Source organism: Olleya sp. Ti.3.14 (assembly GCF_038154885.1).
In the GTDB taxonomy this organism is placed as follows: Bacteria; Bacteroidota; Bacteroidia; order Flavobacteriales; family Flavobacteriaceae; genus Olleya.
In genome coordinates this window covers 97269-120655 of record NZ_JBAKAO010000008.1, presented here as the reverse complement: position 1 = coordinate 120655, position 23387 = coordinate 97269, and the positions used below count along the sequence as shown (strand labels likewise).

Genomic DNA, 23387 nt, shown 5'->3' with positions numbered 1-23387 from the left:
TTATTTTAAAGTAATACGTTGTAGACTTTTAGTCGTTATTATACGTGTAAGTATATAATGTGATATCCCCTTCTTCGCTTTCTTGAATTGTTCTTGGGTAATCAAAACTAGTATAAGTCATAGTATACGTATAGTTTTCACTATCTAAAGTTTGATTATATACTACCTGTTCGCTAGTGCGATTATTTAATGTGAAATTAGTAGCATAACCATTTTCAGATTCAATGGTTACCAATACATCTCTTACATCTATATTTTTAAATACGCCATTTTTAGAGTCATAATTAAAAGTAGTCGTGTAATATGTTCCGTCTGTAGAGTTTACTACATTACCATTGCTAACTGTAGTGGTAGAAGGTGTTGCGCCAGCAGAAGTTGTTGAGGTTTGTGTAATTACAGAGTTATCTGAATTGTAAGTTTGGCTATACTCATATATACCTACGCCAATAATATTGGTTGAAATTGTTTCAACACGTCCTTGAGCGTCGTACGTATAGGATTCTAGGATTTCAGCATTAGAATCCTCGTAGTAATTAATAGCGCTTAATTTATTATCTGTATAAACATAATCTGTATAATAACCATCAGATGATTCTTCTTTTATAAGTTTCATTCCATCATAACTGTATGTAATCGTTTCAGTTTCTCCATCAGAATAAACAATATCTAATTGAGTTGGTAATATTGTCTCGTTAGTAGGTGTGGCGTTAAGAGGAGTTGTTTCGTCGTCTGAACTACTTTCACATGACATTAATGAGACTGCTAAAAGTGCAAAGGTGTAAATTACTTTTTTCATTTATTAGGTTTATTATGTATTAAGTTGTTTTTTGGAAAGGTAACCTATTTATTATGATTTATGTGTTTGAAGTTTTTTTAAATGAATAGAGTAGTTAATGTAATATGCAATTAGATTTTAGATTTTATTCGACTTAGGGTTTCTTGTGATATGTTAATGTAAGATGCCACTATTTTATTTGGTAGTCGCTTGACAATATTTGGATTTATTTTAAACAATTGTTTATACCTTTCTGATGCATCTAAAGCTGTAAACGATAACAAGCGTCTTGAATTATTAACGTACGCTTTTTCTAAATAGATTCTGTAAAAATCTTTCCATATAGGTATGATAGTCATTAGGTGTCTAAAATCATCATGTGTGATATATAGTAACTCACTGTTTTCTATAACCTGAATGGTTTCCTGAGCAGGTTCATTGGTTATAAAACTGACAAGTTCTGTGGCAAATTGATTTTCAAAAGCAATGTAACGTGTAATTTCTTTGCCTTCCTCGTCTATGTAATACAGGCGTAAACAACCTTTTTTTACAAAATAACTAACCTGACTATTTTTTCCATTTGATAGTAAAATAGTATTTTTACTTTTTTTGATTATTTTAAAATAAGATAGTACCACTTCTAGGTCTTTATCTTCAATGTCAATATTCTTCTTTATAAAATTGGTGAGTTCAATGTAGTTTGTCATTTATTTGTAGTCTCTTACAAATTTACGATAATCAATAATATCCTGTATAGATAGGACTATTAAATCATGTTGTTTTGCAAATGATATAATTGTATTTGTATTAGCCATCGTTCCATCTTCATTCATTAATTCGCACAATACAGCCTCTGGTTTTAAGCCTCCCAACTTCATTAAATCAATACTACCTTCTGTGTGTCCTGGTCTTTCTAGGACACCATTACTATTGGCTCTTAAAGGAAAAATATGACCAGGTTTTGCTAGGTCTTTACTTGTAGCATTACTGTTACAAGCCACTTGTATAGTTTTTAGTCTATCACTAGCTGACACACCAGTAGTTACCCCTTTTTTTGCTTCGATAGAAATGGTAAAAGGGGTTTGATAACTACTGGTGTTTTCTTTTACCATATAAGGAAGTTTTAATATATCGGCCTTTTGATTAGTTAAACATAAGCAAACTATACCACTACAATGTCTTATCATAAGTGCCATATCCTTTATGGTCATGTGTTGTGCAGAGAATATTAAATCGCCTTCATTTTCTCGATTTTCATCATCTGTTAAAATAATTCCTTTTCCTTCTTGAAGTTGTTGTAATGCGTTTTCAACACGATCTTGACTTGTATAGCCAGATAATTCTTTTGAATTTAGTTTTGTAAGTATCATAATTTTTTTATAATTATTAAGATGCAAAACTAAAGTTGTAGTAAACCATATTATTTGATGTATGTCAAATAATTAATTTATTTTAAGTAGTTAGTCGTTTAAAATCCAAGCTACCAAATCTTCCACATCTATGATAGACCAACTATGAGGATGTCTGTCTCCATTGGAGCGGTAACCTTTATTTCTGGTTGGTATGTATTGCACGTTTTTAAACTGTTGTGCTTGTAGTTGTTCGGCTAATTTTTTGATGTAATACGCATTCATTTGGTCATAATCTGCCTTTCGGTTGGTTTTCCACCATAGTGTGTCAGGCTCTGTGTACAATCGTATTTTTGTATTCTTTAAATGTTGTAAATTTTTTGTGTAGTTACTACTGTAGGTGTACACACTATTGTTTTGGTAGTGATCCAGATTGGTTTCAGGTGGTCCAAAAGCTTCAGTTAATGTGTTTTGTATCCATGTGCTTTCTTCTACAGATACCTCAGAAAATTGACGCTCTAGATTTTTTTGAGACGCTTTGTACAAGGCTTCTAGGTCAATAGGAGAGTCCACAATAAAGACGCCTTTTGGATTAAAGTTATATTGTTTTGAGGCTGCTACAAAATCGCTTAGCAGCAAACTTACAACGCCTCCACTGGAAAAACCACCAATATAAATGGCATCTGTTGGTAATTGGTTATCAGTGATAGCGTTTTGTAATCGTGTGGTTAGTTGTTGTTTGTCTTGCGTGTCTAACCATAATTTTTGATTGTAGTTAGATAGCAGGACAGCAATGTTGTTTTTTTTAGCGTGTTCCAGAATTTTAAATTCTTTTTTAATATCCTCTGCTTGTTCCGGAAAACCGCCAAAAAGGATTAGTACTGCTTTTGCTTTTTGGGTAGGTTTATATAATTGGTAATGGGTTGTAATAATTTGTTGGTAGTCGGAAGGTGTTTCAGTTGGTGACTGTGGTTGGTTGGTGTTGTTCTTGCAAGCGGTTATTGCTAACAATAGAAAAAGTATTATGATAGTTTTTTTCATCTTAAAATGGCGTTGCTTATCAATTGTGCATTTAAAAGGGTCTTTTAAAAACCTTTAATGTTAAGAAAGATAAGCTATTAAAAGCTGTAACGCAAACTAGCGTTTGGTGTTAATCCTAGGGATTTATTATCGATTTGGATGGTTTTATTGTTGTCTTCTGGATCGACTTCAAAATAACGATTTATGGTATTATGGTGATTGGTTACATTTTTTACACCAGCTCTAAAACTAAGTCTTGAGTCCTTAGTAAAATTAAAGTCATAATTAATAGACGCGTCCAATCTAAAAAATGGATCCACATTTTGACTGTTTGGTTGGTCGTAATTAACGTAATAATTATTATTGATTTGGACGGTTGGGTTACTGGCAAGTGGGTTAGTGTAAGGTTGACCAGAATGCCAAACACTACCTACTGAGAGTTGTAAATTTTGTAATACGTTATAATTAAAACCTAATGAAACCGAGTGTCTAATATCCACATTATTTGGAAATACGGATGGTGTAAAACTGTCAAATTGATAGTCGTTAATGCTATACGTGTAACTTAACCATGTGCTAAAACGGTCTGCTGTTTTATTAGCTAAAAACTCGACACCTTTAGAGGTGTAATTTCCAATAGCGTTTAAATATTGAAAGTTATTATAAAATCCTTGATTTCTGGCAGTAATACCTTGGACTACTTTGTAAAAACTAGTCAAATCTAGAGTCAAGTTGCGTTGTTTATAGTCTATACCAAAAGAGGCTTGTTTACTTTTTGAAATTGGTATGCTTTGGTTGTCTGCAAGTATCCAACGTCTGTTTTCTACACCTAAAAAATCATCCTGAAAATCTACAATTTGCGTGGCAGTTTGATTTTTAAATTCGCCTTCCAATTTTATAGCAAATTGGTTAGATAATTTTTGACGCATATTTAATCTTGGTTCTATTAGTAATTGGTCAAACTTTTGGAAGTAATTGGCACGTGCACCTAGTCTTAAGTAGGTATTGTTTTTATGATATTGTACTTCTGTAAAAAAAGCATGGTTTAACAAAACATCTTTTTTTGTTTTAGAGTAGGATGGAACAGTGACTGTGGTTTGGTTTAATATACCAATCTCGTTAAACTGATAGCCATTAATAAAAGATAGATTAGTATTGATTTGGTATTGCGTTTTAAGTTGTAAGCTAGTTTCTGAGACCTCATTAGCTTGTGTTAAACGCTGATTGGTTTGCACACGCAAATCCGAAGCGTCTACGTTGTATTGCGAGTAGCTACCTGACACGTTAGTGCTAAAAGCATCGTTCCATTGTGCATTCCAGTTTGCGCCATAACCTAAATTATCTTGAGTTAAATTGCTGCTTTTTGTGGACGTCGTAGTGTTGCTATCTGTAGTGCTTTCGGTATAATCTAAATTATTATTGATGCCAATAATATTGGCTCTAAATTGGTGTTTGTCGTTTAAATCAAATAGGACTTTTGCAGTATAATCATAAAACACAAAATTGGATTGCGTTGTGCTATTGTCTAAGTTTGGATTAATGTTAATGTCGCTATCCTGAAAACTTCTTTCAAAATAATTGTCATATGTTGGTGTGTTAAATGCATCTGTAATGGAGCGTCGTCCAGAAATGTGTAGCGCTAATTTTTTGGATATCGGAATTTGTAAAAAGGCATCTGCACTAATTAAATTAACACCAGCTCCTCCAGAAAAAGTGTTTGTAATTTTATCCTTAGTAAACATATTAATTGTACTAGATACACCATCGCTATATTGACTACTTGTTCCGTTTTTAGTAACAATAACTTTGTTGGTTAAACTTGGATTGTAAGCAGATATTAATCCAAAAAAATGTCCAGAATGGTACATTTTAATGCCATCCCAAAGGATTAAGTTTTGATCATTGGTTCCACCTCTAACATTTATATTGGCAACACTTTCATTAACGCTTTCTACGCCAGGAAGTACTTGAATGGATTGTAAAATATCAGGTGCTATTAAACCTGGTAAAATTCCAAATTGTTCTGTGTTTAGCACGATGTTTCCGTCTATTAATTTTTGTAATCCTGTGGTTAAATATTTGGTAATTAAAACCTCACTCAACATCTGGTTATCTACTAATAGCGTAATGGGTTTGCAGCCTTGTTGATTATCAAAAAAAGCTCTTGCAGTAATAATTTGGTCTTTAAATCCTAGATACGAAATAGTTATGGTCGCTTGAAGCGGAATGTCATTTAGACTAAATTGACCATTATGGTCACTACTGGTACCTAAGTAGGTGTCGTTTACAATAATTGAAGCACCTAAAAGACCTTGATTTGTTTCTTCAGAAAGTACAGTTCCGCAAATAGAAATAGTTTTTTCTAACACCGAAACTGTAATGTAACGCTTGTCTATTGTTTTAAAATTTAAAAGTGTATTAGCGTTAAGATAGTCTAATGTACTGTTTAGGTCTAAAGTATTACTAGGTCGTGTAATATTAATGTTAGCCACGTCCTTTACAGCATAACTAAACTTGACATTAAAAGTGGTTTCGATTGTGGTTAAATAATCAGCCAATGGTATCTGTTGGTTTTGACTAAAACCAGTAGAAACTATTAATAGATAAAAACCAACAAGCCAATGTCTAACCTCCATAATTATAAAATGTAATGGTTTGTCCTTCAATTTTAAAACTAATTTTTAAAGGGATGGTTATGGATTGTAAAGCTGTGTTTAGATTATTGTGTGTAAAAGTACCAGAAAACAGTTGGGTTGTATCTACAGCTGTTGCTTTTATGGTGACGTTATATTGACGCTCTAACTCTGCAATAACCTCTTGTAAAGCAATGTTTGTAAAGCTACTTTCAGCTTGCATCCAATCAGGTTTTGTGGTCGTATTGTTTGTTATAAGCTCAATGGTTCCATTAGTAACCTTAAACCCATTGCCTTTAGGTAGTTTTACGGTTTTGTTATTATGTGTAACACTAACTAACCCTTCATAGCAAACTACTTCAAAATATTTGTCACGTTCTTTAACGTTAAATTGTGTGCCTAATACTTGCACTAGTCCAGCAGTAGTGTTAACTGTAAATTTTTGACCTTTTTCTACTTTAAAAAAGGCTTCACCATCTAATTTTAAGTTGCGTTGCTTGTCCCACGTTTTTTTGTTGTAGGATAGTTTAGATTTTGCATTTAAAATAACTTGAGAGTTATCAGGTAGCGTAATGGTTTTGTTTTCCGCTATCTGTGTGCTAAACGTATCTGTATTATTAAAAAACACAAAGTAAGAGCCTCCAAGCATAACAACTAACAATGCTGCTATCTTTAAAAATAATTTAAAGTTTAAAGCAATAACCTTAGGTTTTGTTTTTGTTAATTGTCTTTGTTTAAATTGTTGTAATGCTTGTTGTGCATCAACTTTAGGTGCTTCAAGTTGTGAGCTGTAATGCTTTATTTTTTCTAAAGTTTTAAAGTCTTCGGTTTTTTTTAAATCATCTAATTCTTGATTAGATAACTCGTTATTAAACCATTGTAATATGTTTTTTTCTTTTTTCATTGTAAACGTCCTTCAATATTAAGACAACTAATGTTGTGTTTACCCTACTTGATTAAATATTCTGTATGTGTTGCTTCAATGTTTTTAATGCAATTGACATGCGTTTTTCGACTGCTTTTTGTGAAATGTTTAATAAAGTAGCAATCTCGCGATACTTTTTGCCTTCAATTCTATTTAATAAAAAAACTTCACGCTGTCCATCTGTTAATAATGCAATTGCATTTTGCAGTTTTGTTTTAAATTCTTCTTCTTCTAATAAATATTCTGGACTTTGATTGTCTGTATCTAAATAAGGTGCAGCTTTAGCATAATCCATAACCACTTTATTATGTTTTATGGTGTTTAAAAACATATTTTTAATGGATGTAAATAAATACGTCTTAGCCTTATCAAAATTTATTTTAGCACAATTTTCCCAAATTTTTGAAAATGCATCTTGGACCAAATCTAGGCTTTTTGCAGAATCACCACATTTATAAAATGCAAAATTACTTGCAGATTGTAAATGCTTGACATAAAAATCACTAAAGTTTTTTTCCTCACAGAGGTTGTTTGTGTTCTCAATCATAAACCAATTTTAGCTTTTAAATAGGTTAGGCTAAATATAATTTTTGTGTAAAAGTAGGGTAAATATATTTTGTGTTGTCTTATTGGCAGAACAATATAAAATAGTAAACATGGACACCGAAAAACTAATAACCATCATTGAAACAATTTTAATAATCATCTTGTTAACAAGCTTTACCGCTTCAATTTATATAATAAATCACTTATTTGAAATTTTAAGGTAGGGTAAAATAAAATCCAGTTGTCTTACCTATAGAATGGCGAAAAAATAGCTTTCAAAAAGAAAATAATTTCATTAACAAAAGAAAAATTAACTTTACAAACATTTAAAATTATGAAAAACTTAAAATTTATTACAGCCTTATTTTTAACTTCATTAATGACACTAACATCTTGTCAAGATGAAATTGATAATGAAAGTGGGAACAATCCAAACACTAATACTTCAAATTCTCAAACCGCTAGTAATTTAGAACGTACCTCAATGTACGATGGATCTTTTGATGATTTTTTAGATGGGACGTCATGCTCATCAATACTTTTGCCAGTAACTGCAACCGTAAACGGAACGCAGGTTACCATTATTAGTCAAGCTGATTATCAACAAGTGATTGATATTTTAGCGCAATTTAATACAGATGACGATACTGTGGAACTTCAATTTCCGGTAACGATTAGACTAAGTAATTATACCGAAGTTGTTGTTGAAAATCAATCAACATATAACGGTTTTATTGATGTATGTCAAACAGTAACAGCAGCAGGAGATGAGGCAATTACTTGTTTAGATATTGATTTTCCAATAACCTTATTAACCTATAGTTTAAGTTTGGAACAAACTGGGAGTGTTGTATTTGAAACCGAACAGCAGTTATATGCGTATATAAGTGACTTTAGTGATGATCAATTATTTGCTATAAATTATCCAATTACAGCTACTGTAGATGCTAGTGGTAATCAGGCAATAACATTTAATAGCGACGCAGAATTACAAGCAGCAATTTCGGATTGTTTAAATGATCAAGGAGTTGAGGAGCAAGCAGCTGAAGATGCTGATGCATTAGAAACTATTTTGGTGGATGGATTGTTTCAGGTAGAGTCGGTTATTAACGCAGGTGTTGATACTGCGTCAGATTATGCTGAGTTTACTATAGATTTTGCAAACGACTTATCTGTAGTAGCAGTGAATACCGTTAATGTAACTGTGCAAGATGTACAAGGAACTTATCAGGTAGCTTCTCAAACAGAAGTGTTTTTAGATTTAACCTTTACAGGGAATGTTACATTTAATGTGTTAAATCAAAATTGGGCTGTGACAAGCTTTAATAACACCACCATATCATTACAAAGTACGACCAATGCAGCACTAACATTAGTATTAACACAAATATAAATTAGTATAGCGCAGTTTTGTATGCCTTTTGCAAAACAGCTATTTTAATACGATAGCTGTTTTGTTTAATTATTAAAAAGATTAAAAAGATGAAGTATTTAAGCGTAATAATATTGGTGGTATTAATGTCATGTAGTAGCGACGATTCGCAAAATGATCCATTAAACAATACACAATCAAATAAGTTAAATGTTGGTGCATCTGCCAATGATTTATTATCTGATACTACGTTTTCTAGTCTAGTTGTTGAGGTAGTATATGTCGAAGGATTTGAGCCTTCTCAAACTGCTATATCTAATTTTGTTTCTTTTTTGGAAAACAGAACCTTTAAGTCTAACGGAATTACGGTACAAAAACGAGCAATCTCGTCTCCTGGTTTAACACCATATACAAATCATGAGATAATAGCTATAGAAGATGCCAATAGATTATTGTTTAATAATAGTAATCAAATAGCAGTTTGGGCTTTTTTTGCGGATGGTGCTTCTGCTAACAATACAGATTCAGGAGTTGTTTTGGGTACTGCTTATAGAAATACATCGTTTGTAATTTATCAAGAGACAATTCAGCAACTAACTTCTGGCACAATAACAAATACAACGCCTATATTAGAATCTACTGTCATTACTCATGAGTTTGGACACATTTTAGGATTAACCAACTTAGGTACGCCTTTACAAACTAATCATGAAGATTTAGAGCATCCAAAGCATTGTAATATTGAATCTTGCTTAATGTATTGGCAAGCAGAAAATGGTAATGGAGCAATGACTATGATTTCTGGAGGATCCATACCACAATTGGATGCGCAATGTATTGCTGACCTTCAGGCTAATGGAGGAAAATAATTTTTAAACAACTTAACACTTACTTAAATTATTAATTATGAAAAAACTATGTTTAACACTAGCACTAAGTTTGGGAGCTTTATTTTTAGTAAATGCACAAGACGATATAAAGTCTAAGTCTAATGCAGGAATTAAAGGTGGTTATAATCTAGCATCAGTACAATACGATGGTAATGAAGAAACTGGTCAAAGAAGCGGTTTTCATGTAGGGTTATATGGCGAATCTTATTTAAGCAATTTTGCAGCTATTCAAATTGAAGTAATGTACTCGCAGCAAGGTTATGCACTAGAAACTAATGGTGGGACGTTTACACAAAAACTGAATTATATTAATGTGCCATTATCATTAAAACTATATCCTGTAAGTACCTTTTACTTGGAGGCTGGACCACAAATAGGTTATGCTATCTCACATAAAGAAACGTATGATGCTAACTTTGATTTGTTTGATACATCGCAAGAGTTTGAGCCTAATAGCTTTGATTATGGTGTGAATTTTGGAATAGGATTTAAATCGGATGCTAATGTTAGCTTAGGTGTGCGCTATCATTTAGGTCTTGGAGATATTTACGATGATGGATCACCAAAAAACAGAGTGTGGCAGTTCTCGTTAGGCTTTGGTTTTTAGTGGTTTAGCATTGTGTTATTTAACCGAAATTGGAATATTCAGTTTCGGTTTTTTTTAGACTGAATTTATTTTGTTTAATAAATTTAACTAAACTTTAAACAAAAGTAATAGTTTTATTTATTGTCTGGTTTTATCTTTGGGTAAACAAAAAAAACAAAACTATGAAAACTAAAAATGTATTAATGGCTTTTACAGTAGTAGGGCTAATTGGATTAAATGCTTGTAAAGAAGCACCAAAAAATGTAGAAACTCAGTCAAAAGAAATGGCGCTTAACACAGCAGACAATTCGCCAATAGTAGCGCAAGCACAAGACAATGATAATATTATTGGAGTCGCTGTTGGAAATGAAAACTTTACAACCCTTGTTGCAGCAGTAAAAGCAGCAGATTTAGTAGAAACGTTAAGTGGTAAAGGTCCATTCACAGTATTTGCACCTACAAATGACGCTTTTAACAAATTGCCAGAAGGCACAGTAAAAACATTATTGAAGCCTGAGAATAAAAAAATGTTAACAGCAGTTTTAACGTATCATGTTGTACCAGGAAAGTTTAATGCATCAGCAGTAGTTGAGGCTATTAAAGCAAACAACGGAAAATTTACTGTTGCTACAGTACAAGGTGGATCATTAACAGCGTCTTTAGAAGATGGAGATGTTGTATTAATGGATGAAAAAGGAAACACATCTAAAGTTATTATGGCAGATGTTGCAGCTTCAAATGGAGTAATTCACGCAATAGATGCAGTAGTGATGCCTAAGTAATTTTTTTTAGGTTGTTTAATGATGGGAAATCGCTTTCAAGAAATTGGAAGCGGTTTCTTTTTGTAACATAATTAAAAACTTAATGGTCTATTGGTAAAAGGCTATTGTGTTATTCAAACTTGATATAATCTATTTCAATATTAAAATTTCCAGCTTTTTTGTCGCTAATAATTAATGCAATATTATAGACATCATCCAAAGCTTTTATTGGCATTGTATTTCCTATAACTTCACTTATTCTGTAATGTTTAAAATCTGATAGATTTATAGTAATGGTATCCCAATCTGTAGTTTTAGGTGTAAAGGTATATTTGTAATAAGGTATGTAGTATTGTTGACTATTTTTAAGAGATAATCCAAAGGTACGATCTGTACTATTACTTTTAAATAGCATAGTCATTGTTTTGCAATCATTTAATGCACCTGCAGTAATTAACGTGCGGATACTTGCAAATCCACCATTGTTTTCTAGACTAACTTCGCCAGTAAATACAATGCTGTCTTCTAATATAGTTGTTTTGGATGTGGATAATCCACCCATGACACCATCGTTAACTATACGCCAATCATCACCTGCTTTTTCTGTTCCAAAATCTATTGTTAATCCTAGGTTTGTACTCATAAATAAGGTTACTATAAAAATTAATTGTTTCATATTTAAAGATACAAAACATTAATGTTTTTACTTAAAAAGGGATGTTAATTTGTAATATAAAATACTACCTAAATTTATTTTATCAATTCAGTTAATAATATTAATTAACTATTATTTTTGTAGTCATGCAAAACACCATTTCTCATTACATTCCAGAAGCATCAGTCTCTAGAGTTTTACAGCTTTTGGAGCACGATCATTTAGTAGTGATGATAAAAAAAGAAAGAAAAACAAGGCATGGTGATTACCGTAGATTACCTAACGGGAAACATCAAATAACGGTAAATGGCAGTTTAAATAAATATCGATTTTTAATAACCTTAATTCATGAGATTGCTCATTTAGAAGCGTTTTCTAAATTTGGCAGACATATAAAACCACATGGAGCAGAGTGGAAGCGTACCTTCCAGCATTTAATGTTGCCTTTTATTAATCCTCAGGTGTTTCCGGAGTCCATTTTGCCTGTAGTTGCAAAACATTTTATAAATCCAAAAGCGTCTAGCGACACAGATGTGCAACTCGCCTTAGCTTTAAAGCTATTGGACGCTCCAAATAATAAAAGCTTTATATTTGAAGTACCTTTACATCAGACTTTTAAAATACACAATGGACGTGTGTTTAAAAAAGGAGCAAAAAGACGCACTAGACATGAGTGTGTCGAGGTAAAAACGGGTAAAACGTATCTGTTTAATGCCAATGCTGAGGTAGAAATTTTAAATAATTAAGTTAAGCTTAATACAATAACAAGGACATGCAGAATAAAAATTATTACGCAATATTAATGGCAGGTGGAGTTGGTTCACGTTTTTGGCCAGTAAGTACAGAGGAGTTTCCTAAGCAGTTTCATGACATGTTAGGGACAGGAGATACGCTGATCCAAAAAACATTTAGCCGATTAAGTAAACTAATCCCTAAAGAGAATATTTTTATTTTAACTAATGAAAAATATAACGACTTAGTGTTAGAGCAGCTTCCGGAAGTAACCCAACGTCAAGTTGTGTTGGAGCCAGCTATGCGTAATACAGCACCTTGTATTTTGTATGCGAGTTTAAAAATACAAAAGGAAAATCCTGATGCAATAATGATTGTAGCACCAAGTGATCATTGGATTGAAGACGAAGTTGCTTTTACTACAAATGTTAAACAAGCATTTACTTATTGTCAGGATAACGATGCCTTAATGACTTTAGGTGTTACGCCTACATTTCCTAACACAGGATATGGTTATATTGAAACAGGAACTGCATCTCAGGATAATATAAGTCCTGTAGTGCAGTTTAGAGAAAAACCTAATTATGAAACTGCAAAACAATTTTTATCAAAAGGTAACTTTCTATGGAATGCAGGCATATTTATGTGGTCTGCAACAAGTGTAATAAAAGCTTTTGAGAGTAATCAGCCAGAATTATTTGACTTGTTTAAAGCTGGTATGGCTATTTATAATACGGAATTTGAAGACGATTTTATAAAAGATAATTATCCTAAAGCAGAAAATATCTCTGTAGATTATGCCATCATGGAATCCTCTACTAATGTATACGTAATTCCAGCAACTTTTGATTGGAATGATTTAGGAACTTGGGGAAGTCTATATGATAAATTAGATAAAGACCAGAACAATAATGCAGTAGTCAATGCAAAAACTTTGACTGAAGATGCTTCAGGAAACATGATACGTACTAAAGCGAATAAAGTTGTTGTAGTCGATGGATTGAATGATTATATTATTGTAGATAAGGATGAAGTTTTACTTATCTTTCCGAAGTCAAAAGAACAAGATATTAAAAAAGTACTTCAAAAAGTAAAAGACAATTTTGGAGAGCATTACGGATAGGTTTTAACTATGGAACAAAATAACGAGCCTAAAGAGAATAAGTTTAATTTCTCTAATGAAGAGAAACAAAACGAAGCGGTTAATCAAAAAAAGGAAGCAGTAAAAAAAGATGCTGAAGGCCTATTTAAAAGTATAAAAACCTTTCTTCAAGAATTACTTGATTTTAGAGACGATACTGACAGAGATGCCACTATCGAAGCTATTAAAGCAGACATCCCTTTTAAAGGTGCTACTGCATGGATTTTAATTTGCTCAATATTTGTAGCCTCTATTGGTTTAAATGCTAATAGTACTGCTGTGGTAATTGGAGCCATGTTAATTTCGCCATTAATGGGACCAATCTTAGGGGTTGGACTGTCTATTGCTATTAACGATATTGATACGCTTAAACGATCGCTAATAAATTTAGCGATTATGATCGTATTAAGTTTGTTAACAGCCTTTTTGTTTTTTAGATTTTTTCCATTAAGTGAAGATACTTCAGAGTTACTAGGTCGTGTACAACCAGATATACGTGATGTTTTAATAGCCTTTTTTGGAGGTTTAGCTTTAATTATTGCACGTACTAAACGTGGGACTATTGCTTCTGTAATTTTTGGAGTAGCTATCGCAACTGCTTTAATGCCACCTTTATGTACAGCAGGTTATGGATTAGCCAAAGGTAATTGGACTTACTTTGGTCAAGCTATGTATTTGTTTACCATTAATACAATATTTATTGCTTTAGCAACATTTTTAGTACTTAAAATTTTACGTTTTCCAATGCTTAAATATGCTAATTCTGCTAAGCGTAAACGTACTGCAAGAATTGCCTCTTTAGTAGCTATTATTGTAATGATTCCTGCTATGTTCACGTTTTTAAGTGTGTTAAGAGAAAGTCAATTTAAAGTAGATGCTAAAGACTTTATTAATAATGAGCTTAAGTCTTTACCTAATGCAAGTTATATCCAAAAATATGCGACGCCTAATTACACGCCAAATGGTGACTCTAACATTGAGTTAACAACATTTGGAACAGATGTAATTTCAGATGACATGAAGCATTTTTTAGAAAATAGATTACAAGAGTATACGTACTTAAAAAATTCTAAATTATTAATTAATCAAACTAAAAACAGAGAGATTAATAATCTAGAATATATGGAAGAGTTACGTACAAGAGACTCTTTAGACTTAATGACTCAGCAACAAAAAATTACATTTTTAGAAGAAAAAGTAAGAGAATTATCTAAGCTAGAGCGTGGTTATATTCCTTTTGAAGAATTATCTAAAGAGGTGAATATTAATTATGAAAATATTGAATCCTTATCTTATGCTAGTGTTGTAAACTCTAATTTTAAAAGCATTGACACGTTAGCTGTTTTTACTGTTAAATGGAATGATACTATAGTAGACGCTAATCAATTGTCTAAAGAGAAAGATAAGTTATATCGTTGGTTAAAGCTAAAGCTGAAACTAGACACCTTAGTTGTTAAGCAAACTAATAACTAAAAACCACGTATAGCAATAAGTTTAGCTATTAACTTAGTTGAAAATATATTTTTTGGAGAAGTTAGTTTGACTTTAAATAATAGAGTGTTTAACTACGTTCCTCTAGGTACATTTGACGTACTTTTTTAAACAATTCTGAAGAGTATACAAAGTCTGTAACTGCTTCATTATCTGTTTTAAAAATATCGTAGCGAGACCCTTCCCATTCTTTTAAACCATTTTTAAGAAAAATAATTTTCTCACCAATTTGCATAACTGAGTTCATATCATGTGAGTTAATTACAGTTGTAATTTGATATTCTTCAGTAATTTCTTTAATCAAGTCGTCAATAACAATCGATGTTTTTGGATCTAACCCAGAATTAGGTTCGTCACAAAATAAATATTTTGGCTTATTTACAATCGCACGTGCAATTGCAACACGTTTTTGCATACCTCCAGAGGCTTCACTTGGTTTTTTATTATGTGCATCTCCAAGATTAACTCTTTTTAAAACAAAGTTTACACGATCTTCCATTTCGCTTTTATTTTGTTTGGTAAACATTTTTAGAGGAAACATAACGTTTTCGGCAATAGTCATCGAGTCAAACAACGCGCTTCCTTGAAACACCATACCAATATCAGCTCTAATATCACGTTTTTCGTCTTCGCTTAATTTAGCAAAGATTTTACCATCGTATGCAATACTACCCTCTTCGTAATCAAAAAGACCTAAAAGGCATTTTAAAAATACGGTTTTACCAGAACCACTTTGCCCAATAATAAGGTTAGTTTTTCCTTTTTCAAAAGTGGTAGTAACGCCTTTTAAAATATGCGCATCTCCAAACGATTTGTGTAGATTTTTTACTTCTATCATTGACTTAGCAGGAGTTGAGTTAAAATATAGTTTAAAAGGATAATCATGACACTGGTCCAAACAAAGGAGGTTGTACTAGCTTTACCAACTTCCAATGCGCCACCTTTCATGTAATATCCATGGTATGATGGTACTGTAGCTAATATAAAGGCAAAAAGTAATGTTTTAATAAAGGCATAAGCCATATGAAAAGGCTTAAAATCAAGTTGTATTCCTTCAATATAATCTGGCATTGTAGCGTAACCACCATAAACACAAGCAGCTAATCCACCCATGATTCCTAAAAACATGGATATTGAAATTACAAAAGGATACAGTGTTAAGGCTATAAATTTAGGAAACACTAAATAATTTAAACTGTTTATTCCCATAACTTCTAAAGCGTCAATTTGCTCTGTCACACGCATTGTACCAATGCTAGAAGTAATAAAAGAGCCTACTTTACCAGCCATAATTATGGACATAAAAGTTGGTGCAAATTCTAAAATAATAGATTGTCTAGTTGCAAATCCAACTAAGTTTTTTGGGATTAATGGGTTGTCAATATTTAAAGCGGTTTGTATGGTAACAACACCACCAACAAAAAATGATATAAATGCAACGATACCTAAAGATCCGATAATTAAATCGTCTATATCTTTAAGTATTAATTTTTTCATTACAGACCACTTTGTGGGCTTTCGAAACATTTCGACAACCATTAAAAAGTAGGTTCCAATATAGTGTAGGTAATTCATTAGTTATTTGTTACTGCTAAAATATAAAATTATAGCAGGTATTTAATGTTAATTTCAAATTAGATGTTTTAAAAGCTGTATTTTTGGGGTTCAAAATTAAATTTGTCACAATGAGAGCTATTCTATCGTTATTTATTATTTGTTTTCTTCTTAGTTGCCAATCACGAAAAAGCACTATAACAACAAACAGTACTAAGTTAAATTCGCAACCAAAGTTAGTGGTTGGAATTGTAGTAGACCAGATGAGATACGATTATTTAACTAGATTTTATAATAAGTATGGAGATGGTGGATTTAAACGATTAATAAACGACGGTTTTAATTGTAAAAATAATCACTTTAATTACGTACCAACTTATACTGGACCAGGACATGCTTCAATATTTACAGGTACTACGCCAAAAACTCACGGTATTATTTCTAATAATTGGTATGACAAAGTATCTGATAGTTATGTTTACTGTGCAGGAGATACTTTGGTACAGCCTGTAGGGACTTTAAATAATGCAGGTCAAATGTCTCCACATAGACTTAAAACCACAACTTTTGCGGACGAAAACAGATTATTTACGCAAATGAAAGGTAAAACTATTGGGATTTCGGTAAAGGATAGAGGTGCCATTTTACCAGCAGGACATACAGCAAATGCTGCTTATTGGTTTCATGGTGCAGACGAAGGTCGTTTTATAACCAGTACTTTTTATTTAAATACGTTACCTAGTTGGGTACAAGATTTTAATAATACAGCTGCTGCTGAAAGTTATTTAAAGGAGTGGAATACATTATATGATATAAACACGTACACTGAAAGTGGAAGCGATTTGAATGCTTTTGAAGGCGGTTTTAAAGGAAAAGACACTGCAACGTTTCCTTATGATTTAAAGGCTTTAAGTAAAGAGAATAGAGGTTATGACATTATTAAAGCAACACCTTACGGAAACAGTATTGTAGCAGATTTTGCAATTGCAGCTATTGATGGAGAGCAGTTAGGTAAAGATAATATTACAGATGTACTAACCGTTAGTTTTTCTAGTACAGATTACGTAGGACATAACTTTGGTGTTAATAGTAAAGAAGTAGAAGATACTTACATTAGGTTAGATAAAGATATACAACGCGTTTTAGAAGCATTAGATGCAAAAGTTGGAGAAGGTAACTACACCTTGTTTTTATCGTCAGATCATGGAGCTGTTGAGGTACCTGCTTATCTAGAATCAGTGAAAATTCCTTCAGGATATTTTGATACAGATACGTTTAAAACTAACTTAAATGAAACTACCATTTTAAATTATAAAGCGGAAAATTTAATTAAGAACATAAGTAATAACCAGATATTTTTGGATAGAGCATTGATTAAAAGCTATGGTTTAAATTTAGCTAGTGTGCAACAAGAAATTGTAAATACAATAATAGACTATCCTCATATTTCAAAAGCTTATACAGCAACTAGTATGACTACTACCGAGTTTTCTGGAGGTGTTGAAAGCTTATTGCAAAATGGATTTAATCAAAAGCGTTCTGGAGATATTTTATTTGTGCTAGATCCAGCAGTAATAAGTTATAGTAAAACGGGATCTACACATGGATCTGCTTTAAACTATGATACGCATATTCCATTACTGTTTTTTGGAAAAGGAATAAAAACAGGAAGCACAATGCAACATACTAATATTCCTGACATAGCACCAACAATGTCTGCGTTGTTAGGGATTAGCTTTCCAAATGGAGCCACAGGAAAACCGCTAGAGTTTGTTTTAGAAAATTAATTAAACTTAGCTTTTAAAGCACGTTCGGTTTTTAACCACATAAATAGAATGGCACTAAAAATTAGTATTAAACTAATACTAATACGTGCCATTTTACTAAACTGTATAACTAGACCTATACAGCTAAATGTCATAATTAAACAGCTAGCAATAATTAATTGTACAGAGGAGTACTTTTGTGCAAAATCCCAACTATTTTGATTTTTCATGGATAAATTTGTGCGATAACCATAATACCAATTAATTTTTTTAGGAGGATAAATAAGTGTAATCACACTGGAAATAATAAAAACTATTCCAGATATAAAACTAGGTAGTAATATGCTCTCAAAGTAAGAAGGCATACCTGTTTTATTTTCGGTATAAAAAGTAATTGTTGACTAACTCTATATAGGTTTCTTTAGCTTCGTCTGTAGTAATGTCTTTAATTTGAAAAAGAGCATTTGTTTTAAAAGCGTTTATTATAGGCTTTTTGCTACTAGGTCTTTCGTAGTTATTAGTAGCTTTTTTGTAATAAGCGTACAATCGAAGCAAAAAATCTGCAGGAAAAGGTTCTGTATGTGCGTTAATGCGGTCCACAGCATCTTCAAAAGTTTTATTTAATTCCTCTGTAGTCATACTATTAAATTTCGGCAATAATACTTTCGCCTCCTTTTACTTTTTGGTTTAAGGCAACCTTAATGTTAGTGTCCAAAGGTAAAAATAAATCTACTCTCGAACCAAATTTAATAAACCCAGAGTCTTCTCCTTGGTTAGCAGCGTCTCCTTCTTTAGCATAATTTACAATGCGCTTAGCTAATGCTCCAGCAATTTGTCTGTATAAAACTTTACCGTATAATGGGTTATCTACCACTACTGTTGTACGTTCGTTTTCTGTGCTAGCTTTTGGATGCCAAGCTACAAGGTATTTTCCTGGATGATACTTGCTATAAGCTACTTGTCCACCAATAGGGTAGCGTGTAACATGCACGTTAATTGGAGACATAAATACACTTACTTGTAAGCGTTTTTCTTTAAAATATTCAGGTTCAAAAACTTCTTCAATAACAACTACTTTTCCATCAACAGGAGAAACGACTGTGTTGTCATTTAATACGGTTAATCTTTTTGGGTTTCTAAAAAACTGTAGAATAAGGAATAGAAAAACAAAAAGCGTGAAAAACAGTAAATATTGTAACCATTGTAATGCTACAAATTTATCAACAACAACTGCTAAAATTGCCACTAATAGAAAAGTGATTGCAATTATTTTAAAGCCTTCTTTATGAAACATATTTTAAAATTCTTAGAAATAAATAAATAAAAGGAGCTGCAAAAATCATACTGTCAAAACGGTCCATTAAACCTCCATGTCCTGGCATGATTACACCACTGTCCTTTACGTTTGCTTGACGTTTAAATTTGGATTCAATTAAGTCTCCAAGTGTGCCAAATACACTAATTATAATGCTTAAAATCAACCAATTAGTAAAGGTTAAAGTTTCTGTAAATATATGAATAAAATAGCTGGCAATTGAAGCGAAAAATAGTCCGCCTAAAAAGCCTTCAACCGTTTTTTTAGGTGATATACTTGGAAACAGTTTTTGTTTTCCAAAGTTTTTACCAACCAAATAAGCAAAGGTATCGTTAATCCAAACCAATATAAAGGATCCTAAAATGTACTCTGGTGTAAACGATCCTTTGTGGTTAGCTATTAATACTAAAAATACAAAACCACTAGTCAAATAAAAGGTGGTGATTATAAAACGTTTTGAGCTAAATAGCGGAATTTTCTTTTCGGAAAATAAATCCTTTATTAGAATTAACTGCACAAAAATGGTAAGTACCTGTAATATTTGCGTGGCTTCATCTAGTCCTTTGTTAGAATTCATTACAAATTGCCAATAGCCAAATACAAAATATAGAATTGTGAATATTATATAAGGTGCGACACTTTTAAGCTGTATAAGTTTACAAAACTCTATTAAACAAATTAGCCCAAACACAAAAAACAACACGATAAATGCGTGCTGGTTTAATAATGATGCAACAAGTAAACTTACGTATAAGAATCCTGATAGCGCTCTTGTAAGGGTTTCGTTCATAAAACTAAAGGTCTTCTAAAAGCAGCAAATATAAGTTTTTTGTACTGCTTCCGTAAGATAAAAAGTCTTTTTCCTCTTGTAGCTTAAAATGTTTAATAGTTGTGATGTTAGTGGGTATTTTTACACTATTCTTATGCTTTATTTCTCTTAATCCTTCGCCTATGTTTGATATTATTTGACTTGTAGTAGCAAATACTATGACGTTATTAGGGAATTCGTTAAGTTTTTTTTCAGCTAGCTGGTTAGAACTAACCAATAAAGAGCCATCATTAGCTATTAGGTTTTCACAAGTGGTTATAAAATAAGTGCATTCTGATAGTTTGTCACTGATTTTAAGTTGAGAAGATTTAAATTTATCTTTCAAGTTATTGTCATAAAAATAAGCAGAATGATCTTCCCAGTTATTTTCTAGTATTATATTGTTTAAGTTGTCGTAAACTTCGTCTAAAGAGTCGCAATACAGGAATTTACCACCATTTTCTTTAAAGTTTATAGTAAAACTTTCGTCAATAGGTAGCTCTTCTTTAGGCATATATTTGCCTCTGTCGTCGGACTTCAGATCCTCCTTTTCTACTTGAGATTTAGAACTAAATAATTTTCTAAAAAGGCTCATTTACACTTTGCTATAATCAGAATTACGTTAATGGGAATATCAAATATAAAAAATCTTAGACTATCAAACGAGATAATCTAAGATTTTTAATACTTATTTATGTTTTATATACTATTCCTCTTCGTTGTTGGTTGTTGCTTCTTCAATAACAAGTTTAGTTTCATGGTTATCAAATGGGCGTTTACCAAGGATTTCTTCAAGGTCATCTTTAAAAATAACTTCTCTTTCAATTAGTCTTTCTGCTAATTTTTTAAGAACATCTTTTTTAGATTCTAATAGTGTTAAAGCTCTTTGGAATTCAGTTTCAACGATATTTTTAATTTCGTTATCTATTAACTCTGCAGTCTTTTCACTATATGGTTTTACAAAGCCATTTTCTCCTGCTGGATCATAAAACGTGATGTTACCAACTTTTTCATTCAACCCATAAATCATAACCATAGCTTTAGCTTTTTTGGTTACATTTTCTAGGTCACTTAAAGCACCTGTAGAAATTTGATCAAATATTATTTTCTCGGCAGCACGTCCACCCATTGTAACACAAATCTCGTCTAAAAATTTGCTTGTTCTAGTAATATAAGCTTCTTGTGGTAGGTACCATGCAGCTCCTAAACTACGACCTCTTGGTACAATAGTTACTTTTACTAATGGATCTGCGTGTTCTAAAAACCAACTAACTGTTGCGTGTCCAGCTTCGTGATAAGCAATGGTCTTTTTCTCTTCGACAGAGAATAAATTGCTTCGTTTTTCTAAACCTCCTACAATACGGTCAACTGCGTCTAAAAAGTCTTGTTTTTCAACTGCTTTTTTATCTTTTCTTGCAGCAATTAAAGCTGCTTCATTACATAAATTAGCAATGTCAGCACCAGAAAATCCTGGTGTTTGCTTTGATAAAAATTCAATATCTAATCCTTCTGCCTTTTTAAGTGGCTTAAGGTGAACTTCAAATATTGCTTTACGCTCTGTTAGGTTAGGTAAATCAACATGTATTTGTCTGTCAAATCTACCTGCACGCATTAATGCGTTGTCTAATATATCTGCTCTGTTAGTGGCAGCTAATACAATTACATTTGTATTTGTACCAAAACCATCCATTTCTGTTAATAGTTGGTTAAGTGTGTTTTCACGCTCGTCGTTACTTCCAGACATTGCGTTTTTACCTCTAGCTCTACCAATAGCATCAATCTCGTCAATAAAAATTATAGCTGGAGATTTTTCTTTAGCTTGTTTAAAAAGGTCTCTTACTCTAGACGCACCAACACCAACAAACATTTCGACAAAGTCAGATCCAGATAATGAGAAGAAAGGTACTTTTGCTTCTCCTGCAACTGCTTTTGCTAATAATGTTTTACCTGTTCCTGGAGGTCCTACTAACAAGGCTCCTTTTGGTATTTTACCACCTAAGTTTGTGTATTTTGAAGGGTTTTTAAGAAAGTCTACAATTTCTTGAACTTCTTCTTTTGCACCTTCTAATCCTGCTACATCTTTAAATGTTGTCTTAACTTCAGAGTTTTCGTCAAATAGCTTAGCTTTAGATTTTCCAATATTAAAAATCTGTCCACCAGCACCTCCACCACCTCCAGATGACATACGACGCATGATAAAAATCCATACACCAATTAATAGTATAAATGGAAGTAAGCTAAAAAGTAATTCTCCCCAAGGATTGCTCTCTATTGTAAAGGTTACTTGTGCTTTTTTATCTTGTTCTAAATCCTTGTTGATATTCTCGATTGATTCCTGAAATAACGCTAAGTCTCCAAATTGAAATGAGTAATTTGGCATTTTTGTTGTTGATGGAAAAATAGAAGTAGGTTTAGATTTTTTGTGCACTTCCTTACTTTCAGCTTCTTTTCTTAAATAGATTTTAGCTGTTGTTTCGTTTACAATATCTACCTTTTCTACATCACCTTCTTTTAAAAATTCAAAAAACTGTGAAGGCGAGGTTTTATTTTCTGTACCAGCACTACTTCCAAAAATTTGAAGAGCAATAAAGAAAATTATAATTCCTCCATAAATCCAGTATGGACTAAATTTAGGTTTTTTAGGTGCTGCTTTTTTATTTTTATCTGCCATGTAATGTGTTTAATAGTTTGTTTCGATAACAGAAACTTTAGCATCACCCCAAAGACTTTCTATATCGTAATATTCTCTGATATGTTTTTGAAAAACGTGTACCACAACGTTAACATAATCCATAAGTATCCACTCAGCATTATCTTCTCCTTCTATATGCCAAGGCTTATCCTTAAGTGTTTTACTAACTTTTTTTTGTATGGAATTAACAATAGCGTTTACTTGAGTGTTAGAAGTACCTTCGCAAATTACGAAGTAGTCACAAACCGTATTTTCAATTTCTCTTAAATCAAGAATATTTATTTCTTTTCCTTTTACATCTTCAATACCTTCTATCACTGTAGCGATTAGGGCATCAATATTTGGTTGTTGTTTCGCCATTAATTTAATTTAAATT

25 protein-coding genes are annotated in these 23387 nt (G+C 32.1%); 8 read left to right on the top strand and 17 right to left on the bottom strand.

Annotated features, from left to right (window positions below; all coding sequences use genetic code 11):
- Positions 1-28: 28 nt before the first annotated feature.
- The 7 genes from V6251_RS11955 to V6251_RS11925 all read right to left on the bottom strand — a co-directional run bounded on the left by V6251_RS11955 (position 29) and on the right by V6251_RS11925 (position 7249).
- The gene (locus tag V6251_RS11955) at positions 29-796 is read right to left on the bottom strand and encodes a hypothetical protein (protein WP_341588390.1); all 768 of its coding nucleotides are present in this window, start codon (positions 794-796) and stop codon (positions 29-31) included.
- A 110-nt stretch (positions 797-906) separates the two neighbouring features.
- A complete protein-coding gene (locus tag V6251_RS11950; RefSeq protein WP_341588389.1) occupies positions 907-1482 on the bottom strand; it encodes a Crp/Fnr family transcriptional regulator in 576 nt (191 codons plus the stop codon).
- Positions 1483-2145, bottom strand: a complete 663-nt coding sequence (ribB, locus tag V6251_RS11945) for a 3,4-dihydroxy-2-butanone-4-phosphate synthase (RefSeq protein ID WP_341588388.1) — start codon at positions 2143-2145, stop codon at positions 1483-1485.
- A 90-nt stretch (positions 2146-2235) separates the two neighbouring features.
- Positions 2236-3165, bottom strand: a complete 930-nt coding sequence (locus V6251_RS11940; RefSeq protein WP_341588387.1) for a hypothetical protein — start codon at positions 3163-3165, stop codon at positions 2236-2238.
- Between the two features lie 77 nt (positions 3166-3242).
- A complete protein-coding gene (locus V6251_RS11935) occupies positions 3243-5810 on the bottom strand; it encodes a TonB-dependent receptor plug domain-containing protein (protein ID WP_341588386.1) in 2568 nt (855 codons plus the stop codon).
- On the bottom strand, positions 5770-6681 hold the full coding sequence (locus V6251_RS11930) for a FecR family protein (protein ID WP_341588385.1): 912 nt from the start codon (positions 6679-6681) through the stop codon (positions 5770-5772). Before V6251_RS11930 ends, V6251_RS11935 begins: the two co-directional genes overlap by 41 nt.
- Before the next feature lie 52 nt (positions 6682-6733).
- Positions 6734-7249 carry an RNA polymerase sigma factor gene (locus V6251_RS11925; RefSeq protein WP_341588384.1) on the bottom strand — a complete coding sequence of 172 codons (516 nt, stop codon included), beginning with the start codon at positions 7247-7249 and terminating at the stop codon, positions 6734-6736.
- 333 nt (positions 7250-7582) lie between these two features.
- Between V6251_RS11925 and V6251_RS11920 the strand changes: the two genes are divergently transcribed.
- The 4 genes from V6251_RS11920 (at position 7583) to V6251_RS11905 (ending at position 10878) form a co-directional block, all read left to right on the top strand.
- Positions 7583-8641, top strand: a complete 1059-nt coding sequence (locus V6251_RS11920) for a hypothetical protein (RefSeq protein WP_341588383.1) — start codon at positions 7583-7585, stop codon at positions 8639-8641.
- 89 nt (positions 8642-8730) lie between these two features.
- Positions 8731-9489 (top strand): membrane metalloprotease, encoded by a 759-nt coding sequence (locus V6251_RS11915; RefSeq protein WP_341588382.1) that lies wholly within the window; start codon positions 8731-8733, stop codon positions 9487-9489.
- Between the two features lie 37 nt (positions 9490-9526).
- Complete coding sequence (locus V6251_RS11910; protein WP_341588381.1) at positions 9527-10117, top strand: porin family protein; 591 nt, start codon at positions 9527-9529, stop codon at positions 10115-10117.
- 161 nt (positions 10118-10278) lie between these two features.
- Positions 10279-10878, top strand: a complete 600-nt coding sequence (locus V6251_RS11905; protein WP_341588380.1) for a fasciclin domain-containing protein — start codon at positions 10279-10281, stop codon at positions 10876-10878.
- Between the two features lie 109 nt (positions 10879-10987).
- Here the strand turns inward: V6251_RS11905 and V6251_RS11900 are convergent, their stop codons facing one another.
- Positions 10988-11533, bottom strand: coding sequence for a CIA30 family protein (locus V6251_RS11900; protein ID WP_341588379.1), 546 nt, complete (start codon positions 11531-11533; stop codon positions 10988-10990).
- 125 nt (positions 11534-11658) lie between these two features.
- On the opposite strand from V6251_RS11900, the gene V6251_RS11895 reads away from it, so the two are divergent.
- The 3 genes from V6251_RS11895 to V6251_RS11885 are packed head-to-tail and all read left to right on the top strand — an operon-like array spanning position 11659 to position 14858.
- The gene (locus tag V6251_RS11895; protein ID WP_341588378.1) at positions 11659-12258 is read left to right on the top strand and encodes a SprT-like domain-containing protein; all 600 of its coding nucleotides are present in this window, start codon (positions 11659-11661) and stop codon (positions 12256-12258) included.
- Positions 12259-12284: 26 nt separating this feature from the next.
- Positions 12285-13367 (top strand): mannose-1-phosphate guanylyltransferase, encoded by a 1083-nt coding sequence (locus V6251_RS11890; RefSeq protein ID WP_341588377.1) that lies wholly within the window; start codon positions 12285-12287, stop codon positions 13365-13367.
- Between the two features lie 9 nt (positions 13368-13376).
- On the top strand, positions 13377-14858 hold the full coding sequence (locus tag V6251_RS11885; RefSeq protein WP_341588376.1) for a DUF389 domain-containing protein: 1482 nt from the start codon (positions 13377-13379) through the stop codon (positions 14856-14858).
- Positions 14859-14946: 88 nt separating this feature from the next.
- On the opposite strand, the gene V6251_RS11880 is transcribed toward V6251_RS11885, so the two are convergent.
- Positions 14947-15714 (bottom strand): ABC transporter ATP-binding protein, encoded by a 768-nt coding sequence (locus V6251_RS11880; RefSeq protein WP_341588375.1) that lies wholly within the window; start codon positions 15712-15714, stop codon positions 14947-14949.
- Entirely contained in the window at positions 15711-16451 is a 741-nt protein-coding gene (locus V6251_RS11875) for an MlaE family ABC transporter permease (RefSeq protein WP_028283826.1), read from the bottom strand. Before V6251_RS11875 ends, V6251_RS11880 begins: the two co-directional genes overlap by 4 nt.
- Before the next feature lie 110 nt (positions 16452-16561).
- Here V6251_RS11875 and pafA point away from each other — a divergent pair, with 110 nt between their 5' ends.
- A complete protein-coding gene (gene pafA / locus V6251_RS11870; RefSeq protein WP_341588374.1) occupies positions 16562-18217 on the top strand; it encodes an alkaline phosphatase PafA in 1656 nt (551 codons plus the stop codon).
- Here pafA and V6251_RS11865 read toward each other — a convergent pair.
- From V6251_RS11865 to rsfS, 7 genes are all read right to left on the bottom strand, one after another.
- A complete protein-coding gene (locus tag V6251_RS11865) occupies positions 18214-18561 on the bottom strand; it encodes an SdpI family protein (RefSeq protein ID WP_341588373.1) in 348 nt (115 codons plus the stop codon). The genes pafA and V6251_RS11865 overlap by 4 nt on opposite strands.
- Positions 18562-18568: 7 nt before the next feature.
- Positions 18569-18835, bottom strand: coding sequence for an acyl-CoA-binding protein (locus V6251_RS11860; RefSeq protein ID WP_145000992.1), 267 nt, complete (start codon positions 18833-18835; stop codon positions 18569-18571).
- A gap of 4 nt (positions 18836-18839) precedes the next feature.
- Positions 18840-19490, bottom strand: a complete 651-nt coding sequence (locus V6251_RS11855; protein ID WP_341588372.1) for a phosphatidylserine decarboxylase family protein — start codon at positions 19488-19490, stop codon at positions 18840-18842.
- Positions 19480-20301: a phosphatidate cytidylyltransferase gene (locus V6251_RS11850; protein WP_145000989.1), complete on the bottom strand. Its 822-nt coding sequence runs from the start codon at positions 20299-20301 to the stop codon at positions 19480-19482. Before V6251_RS11850 ends, V6251_RS11855 begins: the two co-directional genes overlap by 11 nt.
- 4 nt (positions 20302-20305) lie before the next feature.
- Positions 20306-20914 (bottom strand): LUD domain-containing protein, encoded by a 609-nt coding sequence (locus tag V6251_RS11845; protein ID WP_145000988.1) that lies wholly within the window; start codon positions 20912-20914, stop codon positions 20306-20308.
- Positions 20915-21025: 111 nt separating this feature from the next.
- The gene (ftsH, locus tag V6251_RS11840; protein ID WP_341588371.1) at positions 21026-22990 is read right to left on the bottom strand and encodes an ATP-dependent zinc metalloprotease FtsH; all 1965 of its coding nucleotides are present in this window, start codon (positions 22988-22990) and stop codon (positions 21026-21028) included.
- Positions 22991-22999: 9 nt separating this feature from the next.
- Positions 23000-23371, bottom strand: a complete 372-nt coding sequence (rsfS, locus tag V6251_RS11835; RefSeq protein WP_341588370.1) for a ribosome silencing factor — start codon at positions 23369-23371, stop codon at positions 23000-23002.
- Positions 23372-23387 lie beyond the last annotated feature (16 nt).